This window comes from Micromonospora sp. WMMD980 (assembly GCF_029626035.1).
GTDB lineage: Bacteria > Actinomycetota > Actinomycetes > Mycobacteriales > Micromonosporaceae > Micromonospora.
This window is the reverse complement of record NZ_JARUBE010000003.1, coordinates 5,341,889-5,355,311: the sequence shown is the minus strand read 5'-3', so window position 1 is coordinate 5,355,311 and position 13,423 is coordinate 5,341,889. Positions and strand designations below refer to the sequence as shown.

Annotated in this window: 16 protein-coding genes; 4 read left to right on the top strand and 12 right to left on the bottom strand. The window is 75.0% G+C overall.

The features are described 5' to 3' along the window. Positions 1-30 precede the first annotated feature (30 nt). Genes O7618_RS25155 through O7618_RS25140 form a run of 4 tightly spaced genes read right to left on the bottom strand, consistent with a single transcriptional unit; the run spans position 31 to position 4,247 of the window. Positions 31-978, bottom strand: a complete 948-nt coding sequence (locus tag O7618_RS25155) for a MerR family transcriptional regulator (RefSeq protein WP_278108602.1) — start codon at positions 976-978, stop codon at positions 31-33. Further along, positions 968-1,588 (bottom strand): isopentenyl-diphosphate Delta-isomerase, encoded by a 621-nt coding sequence (idi, locus tag O7618_RS25150; RefSeq protein ID WP_278108601.1) that lies wholly within the window; start codon positions 1,586-1,588, stop codon positions 968-970. Before idi ends, O7618_RS25155 begins: the two co-directional genes overlap by 11 nt. Further along, positions 1,585-3,066 carry a phytoene desaturase family protein gene (gene crtI / locus O7618_RS25145; RefSeq protein ID WP_278110142.1) on the bottom strand — a complete coding sequence of 494 codons (1,482 nt, stop codon included), beginning with the start codon at positions 3,064-3,066 and terminating at the stop codon, positions 1,585-1,587. The genes idi and crtI overlap by 4 nt, the downstream gene beginning before the upstream one ends. Positions 3,067-3,092: 26 nt before the next feature. Next, positions 3,093-4,247, bottom strand: a complete 1,155-nt coding sequence (locus O7618_RS25140) for a polyprenyl synthetase family protein (RefSeq protein ID WP_278108600.1) — start codon at positions 4,245-4,247, stop codon at positions 3,093-3,095. A 65-nt stretch (positions 4,248-4,312) separates the two neighbouring features. Between O7618_RS25140 and O7618_RS25135 the strand changes: the two genes are divergently transcribed. Together O7618_RS25135 and O7618_RS25130 are read left to right on the top strand one after the other, a co-directional pair. Continuing rightward, complete coding sequence (locus O7618_RS25135) at positions 4,313-5,239, top strand: phytoene/squalene synthase family protein (protein ID WP_278108599.1); 927 nt, start codon at positions 4,313-4,315, stop codon at positions 5,237-5,239. Next, positions 5,236-6,558, top strand: coding sequence for a deoxyribodipyrimidine photo-lyase (locus O7618_RS25130; protein WP_278108598.1), 1,323 nt, complete (start codon positions 5,236-5,238; stop codon positions 6,556-6,558). The genes O7618_RS25135 and O7618_RS25130 overlap by 4 nt, the downstream gene beginning before the upstream one ends. Before the next feature lie 294 nt (positions 6,559-6,852). Here the strand turns inward: O7618_RS25130 and O7618_RS25125 are convergent, their stop codons facing one another. Continuing rightward, a complete protein-coding gene (locus O7618_RS25125; protein ID WP_278108597.1) occupies positions 6,853-7,092 on the bottom strand; it encodes a hypothetical protein in 240 nt (79 codons plus the stop codon). Positions 7,093-7,184: 92 nt separating this feature from the next. Here O7618_RS25125 and O7618_RS25120 point away from each other — a divergent pair, with 92 nt between their 5' ends. Next, entirely contained in the window at positions 7,185-8,669 is a 1,485-nt protein-coding gene (locus tag O7618_RS25120) for an FAD-dependent oxidoreductase (protein ID WP_278108596.1), read from the top strand. Between the two features lie 4 nt (positions 8,670-8,673). On the opposite strand, the gene O7618_RS25115 is transcribed toward O7618_RS25120, so the two are convergent. Together O7618_RS25115 and O7618_RS25110 are read right to left on the bottom strand one after the other, a co-directional pair. Continuing rightward, positions 8,674-9,438, bottom strand: coding sequence for a crotonase/enoyl-CoA hydratase family protein (locus tag O7618_RS25115; RefSeq protein WP_278108595.1), 765 nt, complete (start codon positions 9,436-9,438; stop codon positions 8,674-8,676). 67 nt (positions 9,439-9,505) lie between these two features. Then, the gene (locus tag O7618_RS25110) at positions 9,506-9,841 is read right to left on the bottom strand and encodes a nitroreductase family deazaflavin-dependent oxidoreductase (RefSeq protein ID WP_278108594.1); all 336 of its coding nucleotides are present in this window, start codon (positions 9,839-9,841) and stop codon (positions 9,506-9,508) included. A gap of 79 nt (positions 9,842-9,920) precedes the next feature. Here O7618_RS25110 and O7618_RS25105 point away from each other — a divergent pair, with 79 nt between their 5' ends. After that, positions 9,921-10,772 carry a Rieske 2Fe-2S domain-containing protein gene (locus tag O7618_RS25105; protein WP_278108593.1) on the top strand — a complete coding sequence of 284 codons (852 nt, stop codon included), beginning with the start codon at positions 9,921-9,923 and terminating at the stop codon, positions 10,770-10,772. A 14-nt stretch (positions 10,773-10,786) separates the two neighbouring features. Here O7618_RS25105 and O7618_RS25100 read toward each other — a convergent pair whose 3' ends face one another. Genes O7618_RS25100 through O7618_RS25080 form a run of 5 tightly spaced genes read right to left on the bottom strand, consistent with a single transcriptional unit; the run spans position 10,787 to position 13,413 of the window. Then, positions 10,787-11,803, bottom strand: coding sequence for a LysM domain-containing protein (locus tag O7618_RS25100; protein ID WP_278108592.1), 1,017 nt, complete (start codon positions 11,801-11,803; stop codon positions 10,787-10,789). A gap of 14 nt (positions 11,804-11,817) precedes the next feature. Next, positions 11,818-12,252, bottom strand: coding sequence for a hypothetical protein (locus O7618_RS25095; RefSeq protein WP_278108591.1), 435 nt, complete (start codon positions 12,250-12,252; stop codon positions 11,818-11,820). Beyond that, the gene (locus O7618_RS25090) at positions 12,249-12,710 is read right to left on the bottom strand and encodes a TadE/TadG family type IV pilus assembly protein (RefSeq protein WP_278108590.1); all 462 of its coding nucleotides are present in this window, start codon (positions 12,708-12,710) and stop codon (positions 12,249-12,251) included. The genes O7618_RS25095 and O7618_RS25090 overlap by 4 nt, the downstream gene beginning before the upstream one ends. A gap of 5 nt (positions 12,711-12,715) precedes the next feature. After that, positions 12,716-13,204: a TadE family protein gene (locus O7618_RS25085; protein ID WP_278108588.1), complete on the bottom strand. Its 489-nt coding sequence runs from the start codon at positions 13,202-13,204 to the stop codon at positions 12,716-12,718. Next, a complete protein-coding gene (locus tag O7618_RS25080; protein ID WP_278108587.1) occupies positions 13,204-13,413 on the bottom strand; it encodes a hypothetical protein in 210 nt (69 codons plus the stop codon). Before O7618_RS25080 ends, O7618_RS25085 begins: the two co-directional genes overlap by 1 nt. Between the last annotated feature and the right edge of the window lie 10 nt (positions 13,414-13,423).

The window sequence follows — 13,423 nt, the reverse complement described above, 5'->3', positions numbered from 1 at the left end:
TGGACGACACCCTCCGAGCGGGAGGCCCCCTCAGCCCGCCGTCGACTGATCCAGAGAATCCCGTACGGCGACGGCCAGCGAGAGCGCCTCGGCCAGGTCGACCGGTCGGACCACGCCGGCCGGCAGGGAGTCGGCCCGCCAGCCGGGCCCGGCCGCCAGCGCCAGCAGCGGCCGGCGCGGGACGGCGAGCAGCGCGGCGAGCTGGTGCGGGTCGGCGGTGGCGCGGGTGTGGGACCACAACACCACCGCCGCCGGCCCGGTCCGGTTGACCGCCTCGACGAGGGCGGGCACCGGCACCCGGGCCCCGAGCATGCGATAGCTCACCCCGGCCTCCGCCAGCGCGGCGGCCAGCGCCTCCAGGGGCAGCGAGTGCTGCTCCTCGTCGGCGCAGGAGAGCAGGATCCGGGGCGGCCCGACGCTGGGACGCGCCCGGGCCACCGAGGCGAACGCCTCGGACACGCACCGGGACATGAGGTGTTCCACCTCGATCAGCCCGGTGGTGGCGGCGTGCCGTTCCCCGATGCCGGCGAGCACCGGCCGGAGCAGCCCCTCCCAGGTCGCCACCACGCCGTCGCTGGCCAGGGCGTCGGCGATGGTGCGGCCGATCGTCACCGAGTCCAGACGCATGGCGGCCCGGGCCAGGCCACGGGCGACCGGCCCGGCGCGGCCGACCGGGATGGTGGTGCCGCCGCCGTCCCGGACCGAGTGCGCGCCGGCCTTCAGGCCGAGCCGGTCGGGCGGCAGCACGGCCGGCGCCTGCCGGGCCCAGCGGGCGGCCTCGGCGGGCGCGATCCCCTCGGCGGTCAGCCGTCGCATGATCTCCAGGCGGGCCAGGTCGACAGGCGTGTAGCGCCGGTGGTGACCCGGCACGTGTTCGCTGGGACCGAGGCCGTAGCGCTGGTGCCAGGTTCGCAGCGTGGTGACCGCCACACCCAGTCGGCGCGCGACGGCCCCCGCGCTCAGCGCCTCATCGGCCACCCGACCGCTCCGGTGCCTCGGTGGCCGGCGCGCCGGACCGGGACGGCCCGGCCGGCTCGTTCGACCGGGACGGGTCGGCCGGGTGCAGCAGCCGGTTCAGCACGCCACCCAGCCAGGGGGCGTACGCGCGCGGGTCGATGTCGAGGTCGGCCGAGACCGCGCCCGGGTCGACCCAGCGCAGCTCGGCCACCTCGTCCGGGTCGGGCCGGACGGCCACGTCGGCGGGAACCCCGGCGCGCAGCACGTGGTCGTACTCGAACTCGACCCGGCCGGTGGCCGGGTCCTCGGCGTAGTAGAGGTAGACCCCCACCTCGGTGAGGTCCACCGGGCCGAGGCCGAGTTCCTCGGCGAGCCGGCGGTTGGCGGCCTCGGTGAGCGACTGGCCGGGCAGCGGGTGCCCGCAGCAGGAGTTGGCCCAGCGCAGCGGGAACCGGGTCTTCACCGCGGCCCGCCGCTGGAGCAGCACCCGGCCGGCGGGGTCGACCAGGAGGACCGAGAAGGCCCGGTGCAGCCGGCCGGGCGGCTGGTGTGCGGTGGCCACGGTGGTCTCGCCGATCGCCCGGCCGCCGTCGTCCACCAGCTCGACCAGGTGGTCCTCCCGCGCCGTCACGAGAGACGCCCGGTGATGCGGGAGGCGGCCAGCTTGCCGCTGATCAGCACCATCGGCACGCCCACACCGGGTTGGGTGCCGGAGCCGACGAAGACCACGTTGCCCAGCGTCCGGTGCAGGTTCGACGGGCGGAACGGGCCGGTCTGGAAGAGGCTGTGCGCGGCGGCGAACGGGGTGCCGGCGGCCATGCCCTGCGCCGCCCAGTCGGCCGGGGTGACCGTGCGCAGCACCTCGATGCCCTCACCGAAACCGACGTAGCCGCGCTCCTCCAGCGTGCGGACGAGCTGGTCGGAGTAGCGCTCGGTGAGGTCGCCGGGCCAGTCGAACGGCGCCCGGTCGAGGTTCGGCACCGGGGCCAGCACGTAGTAGGTGTGCTTCCCGGCCGGGGCCACCGACGGGTCGGTGCGGCTCGGGTTCGTCACCAGCAGCGACGGGTCGGTCATCAGCTCGCCTCGCCGGATCACCTCGTCGAACGTGCCCTTCCAGGCCCGTCCGAAGTGGATGTTGTGGTGGGCGATCTTGCCATAGCCCTGGTTCGAGCCGACGTGCAGCACCACGCAGGACGGCGAGTAGGTGAGCTTGCGCTGCCGGCTCTCCGGGAGCAGCTCCTGGTAGGCGACCGGCAGGTCCGGGTTGAGCACCACCACGTCGGCCGGGACGAACTCGCCGTCGGCGGTGACCACGCCGGTGGCGCGCCCGTGTGCGGTCTCCACCCGGCTCACCGTGGTGCCGTAGCGGATCTGCACGCCGTGCTTCTCGGCCGCGCCGGCCATGCCGCGGGAGACCGCGTGGATGCCGCCGCGCGGGAAGCTCACCCCGGCCACCGAGTCGAGGTACGCGATGACGGTGTAGATGGCCAGCGCGTCGTGCGGCGACAGGCCGGCGTACATCGCCTGGAAGGAGAAGATCCGCTGGGTACGCGGGTCGCGGAAGAACTGGTTGATCTTCGTCTGGAGTCGCCGGAAGGCGCCGTTGGCGAACAGCTTCAGCAGGTTGCCGGTGAGCAGGTCGGTCGGCGCGTCCAGGTTGCGCTCGATGAAGTCGGCCCGCTCCCACTTCCACAGGTTGCGGGCGTAGTCGACGAAGCGCAGGTAGCCGTCCGCCTCGCGGGGGCCGCAGACCTTGGCGATCTCGGCGGCCATCCGGGTGGTGTCGGTGATGACGTCGAGCGTCGAACCGTCCGGATAGTAGGCCCGGTAGGCCGGGTCGAGCGGGGTCAGGTCGAGCCAGTCGGTCAGCTCCTCGCCGACCGCGCCGAGCGCCTCGACGATCAGGTCGGGCATGGTGAGGACCGTCGGGCCGGTGTCGAACTCGTACCCGTCGACGCTGAGGCGGCCGGCGCGCCCGCCCGGCACCGCCTCGCGCTCCAGCACGGTGACCTGCCGGCCGCTGCCGGCCAGGTGCAGCGCGCAGGCCAGCCCACCCAGCCCGGCGCCGACCACGACCACCCGGTCGGTCCGTCCGTTGACGGTGCGCATTCCGGCTCCCTTGTTCAGATCGCTCATCAGGACCGCCGCGCGGTGGCGGCGGTGGCGAGGCCGGTCAGCGCGGTGCGCGCCGTCTCGTCGATCGGTGCGGTGTCGAGCGCGGCCAGCGCCTCGGTCACCCGTTTGGAGATCATCCGCTCGACCTGGGCGGTGGCCCCGGTCTCCCGGACCAGGTCGGCCAGGCGGGCCAGTTCGCCGGCGCCGGTGACCGAGCCGGCCCGGTCCAGCGCGCGCCGCTGGGTCGGGTCGGCGAGCTGCCGGGCCAGCATCAGCAGCGCGGTCGGCTTGCCGGTGCGCAGGTCGTCGCCGGCCGGTTTGCCGGTGACCGCCGGGTCGCCGTAGACGCCGAGCAGGTCGTCGCGGAGCTGGAACGCCTCGCCGACGGCCAGCCCGTAGCGGGTGTACGCGGCGATCAGCGGGCCGTCCGCGTCGACGCCGGCCAGGCAGGCGCCGAAGAGCAGCGGTCGCTGGACGGTGTAGCTGGCGGTCTTGTAGCGGGCCACCCGCAGCGCCCGGTCGACCGACCAGTTGGCCGCGTCGTTCTCGCCGAGCACGTCCAGGAACTGCCCGGCGACCGTCTCCACCCGCATCTGGTCGTAGCAGCGGCGCACGTCGAGCAGCCGGTCGGCGGGCACGGCGGCGTGCGCCATCAGCCGGTCGGCCCAGACCATGCAGAGGTCGCCGATGAGCACGGCGACGGCCTCGCCGTAGCGGTCGGGATCGCCGGTGTGCCCGGCGGACCGGTGCCGCGCGGCGGCGGCGCGGTGCGCGGTGGGTTTGCCGCGCCGGGTGTCGGAGGCGTCCATCACGTCGTCGTGCACCAGCGCGAACGTGTGCAGCAGCTCCAGCGCGGCGAGGGCGGGCAGCACCGCGGGCAGTGACCCGTCGCCGCCGACCACGCCCCGCCAGCCCCAGTAGGCGAACGTGGGGCGCACCCGCTTGCCGCCGGCCAGCACCGAGTCGCGCGCCGTCGCGGCGAAACCACCCATCGCTGCGTCGATCTCGGTGAGCGAGTCGACCTCGGCGGTCAGGAACGCGGCGAGCGTGTCGTCGACGCCCGTGATCAGGTCCTTCGTGAACGCGGCCAGCACGCCGTTGACCGGATCGTCCGTCGCTTCCGGCTGTGCCGGGGCGACGCGGAGCGCATTACCCGCAACTGCGTCGTTGGCCATGAGGGGGAGCGTACCCTAGGGTTACGAGTTGCGTCGATTGCTGCGTCGAAAACCGAGGAGGGCCGGTGGACACGGATCTCACCGCTGCCTATGACCGTTGCCGCGAGCTGCACCGGCGTCACGGCCGTACCTACTATCTCGCCACCCGGCTGCTCCCCGCTTGGAAACGGCGGCATGTGCACGCCCTGTACGGATTCACCCGCTACGCGGACGAGATCGTCGACCGCACCGAGGACCTGCCGCCCGCCGAGCGCGCCGCCCGGCTGCGCGAGTGGTCCGACCGGTTCGTCGCCGGCCTGCACGGCGCGTCGGTCGACGACCCGCTGCTGCCCGCCGTGCTGCACACCATCGCCGTGTTCGACCTGGACCGCGACGACTTCGCGTCGTTCCTGCGCAGCATGGCGATGGACCTGACCGTCATGTCGTACCCGACCTACGACGACCTGCTCGACTACATGGAGGGCTCGGCCGCCGTCATCGGCACCATGATGCTGCCGATCCTGGGCAGCTCCGACCCGGCCGCCGCCCGCGAGCCCGCCCGCCAGCTCGGGTTCGCGTTCCAGCTCACCAACTTCATCCGGGACGTCGCCGAGGACCTCGACCGGGGCCGCACCTACCTGCCCGACGAGGACCTGGCCAAGTTCGGCGTCACCCGCGACGACCTGCTCGCCGCCCAGGCCGCCGGGCGGACCACGCCGGCGATCCGCGAGCTGATCGAGTACGAGGTGACCCGCGCCCAGGCCCACTACCTCGCCGCCGCGCCCGGCATCCCGCTGCTCAACCCCGCCTCGCAGGCGTGCATGCGGACCGCGTACGCGCTCTACGGCGGGATCCTCGACGAGGTGGCCGGGCAGGGCTTCGACGTCTTCGTCCGTCGGGCCCTGGTGCCGCAACGCCGGCGGATGGCGGTGGCCGCGCGGGCGCTGCTCACCCCGACCGGCACGCCGGTCCAGGTGCCCGGCCCGGCGCGCACCCCGGCCCTGGCCGGATGACCGAGCGTACGGCGGTCGTGCTGTTCACCCGCGACCTGCGGGTGCACGACCACCCGGCGCTGGCCGCCGCCGCCTCGGCGTTCGACCGGGTGGTGCCGCTCTACGTGCTCGACCCGACGCTGCGGAAGCTCTCCCCGAACCGCACCCGGTTCCTGCACCAGAGCCTGGCCGAGCTGCGCGAGGCGCTCCGCAGGCGCGGTGGCGACCTGGTCGTCCGGCGCGGCGACCCGGTCGCCGAGACGGTCAAGCTGGCCCGCGCGGTGGGCTCCGAGGGCGTCGGGCTCTCCGCCGACGTGACCCGGTACGCCCACCGCCGGGAACGCCGCCTGCGCGACGAGTGCGACCGGCACCGGATGTTCCTGCGACTGTTCCCCGGGCTGACCATCGTCGAGCCGGGCGCGCTGCGCCCGGCCGGTGGCGACCACTACCGGGTGTTCAGCCCCTACTTCCGCGCCTGGCAGGGCGTGCAGCTCCGGGACGAGCTGGCCGCGCCGAAGCGGATCCGGCTGCCCGACGGCGTCGACCCGGGCCGGCTGCCGGAACCGCCGAAGGGCGACAGCCCGGACGCGGCCGAGGGCGGGGAGAGCGCCGCCCAGCGCCGCCTCAAGGTGTGGCTGCCCACGCTCGACCGCTACGACGACATCCACGACGACATGGCCGGCGACGACACCTCCCGGCTCAGCCCGTACCTCAGGTGGGGTTGCGTCTCCCCGCTCGCGGTGGCGAACCGGGCCGGCGACCGCGACGGGCCGTTCGTCCGGCAGCTCTGCTGGCGCGACTTCTACCACCAGGTCGTGGCCGGCTTCCCCGACCTGTCCACGACCGCCTACCGGCGGGGCGCCAGGGAGGACTGGCGGGACGATCCGCACGCGCTGGCGGCCTGGACCGAGGGACGCACCGGCATGCCGATCGTGGACGCCGGCATGCGGCAGCTGCGCGCCGAGGGCTGGATGCACAACCGGGCCCGGCTGATCACCGCCGGCTACCTCACCAAGCATCTCGGGCTGGACTGGCGGCCCGGGATGGGGGTCTTCTTCCGCTGGCTGCTCGACGGCGACCGGGTCAACAACTCGGGCAACTGGCAGTGGGTGGCCGGCACCGGCAACGACAGCCGGCCCTACCGGGGCTTCAACCCGGTACGCCAGGCCGAACGGTACGACCCGGACGGCGCCTACGTGCGGCGGTGGGTGCCCGAACTGGAGTCGGTGGCGGGCAAGGCGGTGCACCAGCCGTGGCGGCTGCCCGACGAGAAGCGTCGCGCGCGCGACTACCCGCCGCCGCTGGACGTGCCCGGCAGCGACCCGGTCTGGATGCGCTGACGGGGGCGCGAGGCCGCGCGGCGCCGGTTCGGCGCTCGTCGGTGACGGTCGGTGACGCGCGTGTCCGCCCACGTGGTCACCCACGACAGCCTTTGCTCTGCAGCCATATCCGCACCGGTTGCGCACCGTGAGCGGCCGAGCCTCGCGCGGTTTTCGGAACCGCAAGAGAATCCCTGCTCAATGCGGTGCTGTGTCATTGGCTGCAGAGCAAAGGCGGCCACGGGCGACGTGCCAGCCGACCGGGCCGAACGCGCTCCGTGACGACGTCCCGACATGACGGAAAGTGACGGGTGGTCAGAGGCAGGAGTGCAACACCTCGGCCAGCTCGTTCACCCGGTCGTGCTCGGCCAGCCACGGCCGGTCCGCCCCGACGGCCGGCACGACCGCGCCCGGCGGTACCGCCGCCGTGGTGCCGCCCACCAGCTCCACCACCGGCACGCCGTCGAGTCGGACGGACAGCGCCGCGCCGGTCTCCCGGCCGGCGGCGAACAGGTCGTGGAAGGCGTCCCGGACCGGGGCGAAGCGCGCGTGCATCCGGTCACGGTAGGCCGTCGCACTCATTACCGGCGGAGGAATTCCGGCCGGGTCCGGTGGCCCGGCCTCCGGCGGTGCGGAATGCTGGCGGGATGGCAGAGCCGGAAGTGGTGGACGTGGTCGTGGTCGGGCTCGGCGTCGGCGGCGAGGAGGTGGCCGAGCGGCTCGCCGAGGCCGGCCTCGACGTGGTCGGCATCGAACGGGATCTGGTCGGCGGCGAGTGCCCCTACTGGGGATGCGTGCCGAGCAAGATGATGATCCGGGCGGCGAACGCGCTGGCCGAGGCGCACCGGGTGAACGAGCTGGCCGGCTCCGCGCAGGTGCGGCCCGACTGGGCGCCGGTGGCGAAGCGGATCCGCGAGGAGGCCACCGACACCTGGGACGACAAGGTCGCGGTGGACCGGTTCGCCGGCAAGGGCGGCCGGTTCGTGCGCGGCAGCGGCCGGCTCGACGGGCCCAACCGGGTACGCGTCGGCGACCAGGTCTTCGAGGCCCGCTTCGGGGTGGTCCTCGGCACCGGCACCCGCCCCTCGATCCCACCGATCGACGGGCTCGCCGACACGCCCTACTGGACCAACCACCAGGCCATCGAGGTCGAGGAGCTGCCTGGCACGCTGCTGGTGCTCGGCGGTGGCGCGATCGGGCTGGAGTTGGCGCAGGTGTTCGCCCGCTTCGGCGTCCGCGTCACCGTCGTCGAGGCGGCCGACCGCGTGCTCGCGGTCGAGGAGCCCGAGGCGTCCGCGCTCGCCGCCGAGGCGCTGCGCGCCGACGGGGTGGAGATCCGCACCGGCGTCAAGGTCGGCCGGGTCAGCCACGACGGCGCCGAGTTCACCGTCCACGCCGACGGTGCCGCGTTCACCGGCGAGAAGCTGCTGGTGGTGACCGGCCGCAAGGCGCACCTGGAGGAGTTGGGGCTGGACACGGTCGGCGTGGACGCCGGGCAGCGATACCTGGCGGTCAACGACCGGATGCACGTCACCGGCGGGATCTGGGCGGTCGGCGACCTCACCGGCGAGGGCGCATTCACCCACATCGCCATGTACCAGGCCGGCATCGTGGTGGCCGACGTGCTCGACCACATGCGGCGCGCCAGGGGCGGCCCGGACGCCAGCGGCACCGCCAGCGTGGTCGGCGGCGCGGCCGGGGTGGTCAGCGCCGTCGGCGGCGCGATGAGCGCGGGCGGTTCCACGGTCGCGCCGGGCAGCGTCCCGGTCGCCGACTACCGGGCGCTGCCGAGGGTCACGTTCACCGACCCCGAGGTGGGCGCGGTCGGCCTGACCGAGCGGCAGGCCCGCGACCGGGGCATCAACGTCCAGGTCGGCCACACCGACCTGACCTCGTCGGCCCGGGGCTGGATCCACAAGACCGGCAACGCCGGCTTCATCAAGCTGATCGCCGACGCCGACCAGGGCGTGCTGGTCGGCGCCACCTCGGCCGGACCGGCCGGCGGTGAGGTGCTCTCCGCGCTGGTGGTGGCCGTGCACGCGGCGGTGCCGGTCAGCCAGCTCCGGCACATGATCTACGCGTACCCGACGTTCCACCGGGCCATCTCCGACGCGCTGCGCAACCTGAAGTGACGCCTCAGCCGGCCGGCGCGCCGTGCCGGCCGGCGCCGGCGGCGAACCGGCCGGCACCCCGCACCCCGTCCACGGCCAGCGACTCCATGCCGTAGGCCAGCTCCACGGCGAGCGCCTCCGGCTCCGGCCGGTCGGCGCCGGCCAGCAGCGCCGCCCGGTCGTTGCGCAGGCAGGTCTGCGGGTGCCGGGCGATCCCGGCCGCCAGCCGCTCGGCCTCCGCCCGGGCCGCACCGGGCGCGACCAGCCGGTTCACCAAACCCATCCGGTACGCCTCGTCGGCCGGCACCGCCCGCCCGGTGAGGATCAGGTCCATCGCCCGGCTCTCCCCGATCAACCGAGGCAGCCGAACCGTCCCGCCGTCGATCAGCGGCACCCCCCAGCGCCGGCAGAACACCCCGAGCGTCGCGTCCGACTCGGCGACCCGCAGGTCGCACCAGAGCGCCAGCTCCAGGCCGCCGGCCACCGCGTACCCGGAGATCGCGGCGACCACCGGCTTGGACAGCGCCATCCGGGTGGGCCCCATCGGGCCGTCGCCCTCGGCCTCGACCCGGTTGCCGCGTGGGGTGCCGATCGCCTTCAGGTCGGCGCCGGAGCAGAACGTGCCGCCCGCGCCCCAGAGCACCGCGACCGCCGCGTCCGGGTCGGCGTCGAACGCGCGGAACGCGTCGGCCAGCGCGCGGGCGGTCGGCCCGTCCACCGCGTTACGGGCCTCCGGCCGGTCCAGGATCACCGTGGTCACGGCACCGGCGTGCTCGACGCGTACCCCCATGGGCCCAGCATGCCCGCGACGGCGCCCGACGCGCCAGCGGGCGCCGCCCTGTTACTTGATCGCGCCGTCAGTGGTGCGCGAGGTCGAGGCGGACCAGGGGGAGCCGGGCGTCCACGTCCGCCGGTAGCGGGCCGCCGCCCTGGTCCGGCCCGGTCCACACCCGCACGGCCGGATCCGCGCGCACGTTGCGGAACCACTGCGACGCCGGGCCGTAGCCGGAGGCGAGGAAGAGCGCGCCCGGCTCGCGGTCCACCACCTCCAGCACCACGTACCGGGGCAGGCCGGAGCGGCGGCCCCGGTGCTCCAGCATCATCAACCGGCGGCCGAGCAGCCGGCCGAGACCGTTGCGGTAGAGCGGGATCGGCGCGCGGGCGAGCCAGCGGGGGATACGACGACGGGCCATGCACCGACGGTACGCGCGGCATCATCCGGTTTTCCCGGGCGTCCGGTTTGGGGGCTCTGCTGCCGGGAAGTCGGAAGAGGTGCGCCGACTACTGACGAAGCTCGAACAGGCCGCCGGACTCGACCGGGTGGGTGACCGGCTGCAACGTGCCGTCCAGGGCACGCTCAGCTCGCAGCGGGTCCGGGACGCGCTGCACGGCGTCTGGCTGGGGCATCCGCTGCACCCCGCGATGGTGCAGGTCCCGGTCGGCGCGTGGATCTCGGCCGCCGTGGTGGACCTGCTCCCCGGCCAGCGCCGGGCGGCCACCGCCCTGGTCGGGCTCGGCACGGTCAGCGCGCTGCCGGCGGCGGTCGCCGGGTGGAACGACTGGGCGGCCCTCTCCCGCGACCAGCGCCGGGTCGGGCTGGTGCACGCCGGAGCCAACATCGTCGGCCTGACCCTCTACGCCGGCTCGCTCGCGGCCCGACTGAACGGGCGGCACGGGCTCGGCCGCACGTTGGCCTACCTGGGGCTCTCCGCGGCGAGCGGTGGGGCCTACCTGGGCGGGCACCTGGCCTACAAGCAGGGAGCGCAGGTCAGCCAAAGCGTCTCCGAGCTGCACCTGATCGGCGACGGCTGGCACCCGGTGGGCGACCTGAGCAGCCTGCCGCAGCGGGAACTGCTCACCCGGAAGATCGACGACGTGTCGGTCCTCGTCTACCGACACGGCGACGACGTCGCCGTGATGCTGGAACGCTGCCCCCACCAGAGCGGGCCGCTCGGCGAGGGCGAGGTCCAGCAGATCGACGGCCACGCCTGCGTGGTCTGCCCGTGGCACGGCAGCGCGTTCCGCCTCGACGGCGGCGCGGTGGTGCACGGCCCGGCCGCCAACGACCAGGTCGTGCTCCCCACCCGGGTGGTCTCCGGCCGGGTCGAGGCCCGACTGCCCTGACCCCCGGGCCCGCCTCAGTCGCGGCGGTGCCGGCCGTTGCCCGGCACCCGTGCCGGCACCGGCCGCCGCCGCAGGCCGAGGACGGCGCCGATCTGCGCGCCCACGATGCTCGCCACCGCCAGCACCGCCGAGATGGCCAGCGGACGGTTGATGCCCTCCTCGGCGGTGGCCCGTGACGCGCCCGCCGCCATGGCCGGCTGCTGCCCGTCCGGCGCCTCCACGGTCGGCGTGGCGTCCCGGGCCGGCGAGTCCGGCGCGGGCTTCGGCTTGGGTTTCGCCGCCGACGGCGCGGCACCCGGGGCGGGCTTCGCCGGCGCCGGCTTCGCCGCCGTCACCACCAGCCGGCCCGCCGCGTGCCGCCGGGCGCCGTCGTCCACCGCGCCGCCGGGCAGCTCGATCAACTGGCCGGGCCGGATCCGGTCCGGGTCGGCGAGGCGGTTCAGCCGGGCCAGCTCCCGGTAGCGGTCGAAGTCGTCCAGGTAGCGGTCGGCCACCTCGCCCAGGTAGTCGCCCTTCGCCACCCGGTACACCGCCGGGCCGGCGGCGTCGGGGGCCGGCGTGGCGACAGGCGGTGCGGTGTACGCCGCGGTGACCGCCGGCGCCGCGACCGCCGGTGGCGGGGCGGTCAGCGCGGCGGCACTGGCCGCGGCCGGGCTCGCCGCCAGGATCAGCGCCACCGAACCGACCAGCGCGGCGGCGGCCCGCTGCTGGCGGTGCATCCCGGGCAGCTTCGGCGCGGGCCGGCGCAACGCCGACGCGAGCAGCTCCACCACCACCGAGAACGCGAACGTGGCCCACCCGAACCAGCCGACCACGGCCAGCGCCCGCAGGAAGAGCTGCCCGTCGTCGCGGCTGGTCAACGTCGTGCCCACCTCGGCCAGCGTGGGCAGGTGGTCGGGCAGCGGGTTGCCGGCGAAGGCCAGCAGCGCGACCGGCCCGCCGGCCAGCACCCCGACCAGCACGACGAGGGCGCCGAGCCCGGTGACGACCTGACCGGCGCGGCGGGCGGCGGAACGTCCTGGTGCACCCATGGCGGCCTTCCTTCCTACGGTGGTGGCGCGGTGAGCGCCCGAGCGGTGGCCTCACCGGTGACGGTGGCGGTTCTCGGCGCGCCGAACAGACCGAGCAGGTCCCGGCGGTAGGTGATCCGCACGCGTACCCGGATCTGGGTCTCGGTGCCGACCACGGGGAAGTCGACCTCGTGGCCGCCGACGCCGCCGGCGGCGTCGAGGTAGCCGGCGACGGCCGTGCGGGCGGCGTCCTGGTCGATCCGTTTCGGGCCGCCCTCGATGGCGCTCGCCCGGTCGATCATCTGGCCGCCGCTGCGAGCCGCCTCGGCGGCCAGGTTGTCGGCACGTTGCAGCGTGCGCAGTTGCCCGGCGCCGTCGTAGGCGAGGCTGACGATGCCGAGCACGCCGGTCATCGCCACGGCCAGGAAGAGGCTCACCCGGCCGCTCTCCGCCACCCGCCGGCCGGTCATCCGCGACTCCGGTAGGTGTCCAGGGGCGAGGTGAAGCGCGCCGAGACGGTCTTGCCGCCCGGCACCCCGGGCAGCCCCGGCGCGCGCAGGTCGTCGAAGGAGACCGTGCAGGTCACGGTGACCGTCACGGTCGCCGGCACGCCCGGGTCACTGCGGTACGCGCCGGCGAAGGCGGCCGGCTTCCCGCCCACCGACCCGGTCAGACTCAGGCTCGGCGGGGCGGTGCAGCGCAGGCCGGACCAGTTGAGCTGGTCGCGGGCCGCCTTCTCGGCCGCCTGCTCGCCCTCGCGGGCGGTCCGGGCGATCGAGGCGGCCCGGGCGGCGTCGTGCGCGGCCGACTCCACCGCCTCGTCGGCGACGGCGGTCCGGCCGGCCACCCCGGCGAGCACCATCAGCGCGATGAAGGCGGGTGCCAGCACCGCCACCTCGATCGAGACGGAACCCCGGTCCCGTGGCACCGGCCTCACCCCGCGGTCCAGCGTTCGGCGGGGCCGTGCGCGGTCTGCACGACCTCGAAGTCGACGCCGGGGATGACCGACAGGGAGCGGCCGCGCACCGTGCAGGTGACGTCGGTGGCGGTCTCGACGCAGGTCGGCCCGGTCCGGTCCCAGCCGATCAGCCAGTCCCCGGAGCGGCGCAGGAAGCTGGTCGCCCGGTCCCGGCCGGCGGTGGGCGAGGCGTCGAACGTGCGTTGGGCGTTCACCCCGGTCTGCGCCGCGTTCAACGCGGTGGACCGGGCCACGAACCAGACGGCGACCTGGATCGAGCCGAAGAGCAGCACCAGGATCACCGGCATCATCACGGCCAGCTCGACCGGGTTGGCGCCCCGTTCGCGCCCGCCCCGGCGGAGGCGGGCGCGCACGGCGGCGGCGATCCGCCCCGGACCGCGCGGACCGGCGGGCCGGCCGGCGGGTGCCGGCCGGCTCCGGAGCGTACGGGCGGGGCGGAGCATCACGGCGCCTTCGGGGCCGTGTTGTTCGGGATGGCCTCCATCCAGTTGTTCGCGCGGGCCAGGGCCAGCCCGGTGACCGCCATGGCCACCGCGACCAGACCGAAGATGATCACTGCGGTCGGCACCGGGCTGTCGCCGCGCTCGCCGTCGCGGCGCAGCTCGGCGAGGCGGTTGCTCACCGCCGCGTACAGGTAGGTGTAGAGGTACATGGTCGTCTCC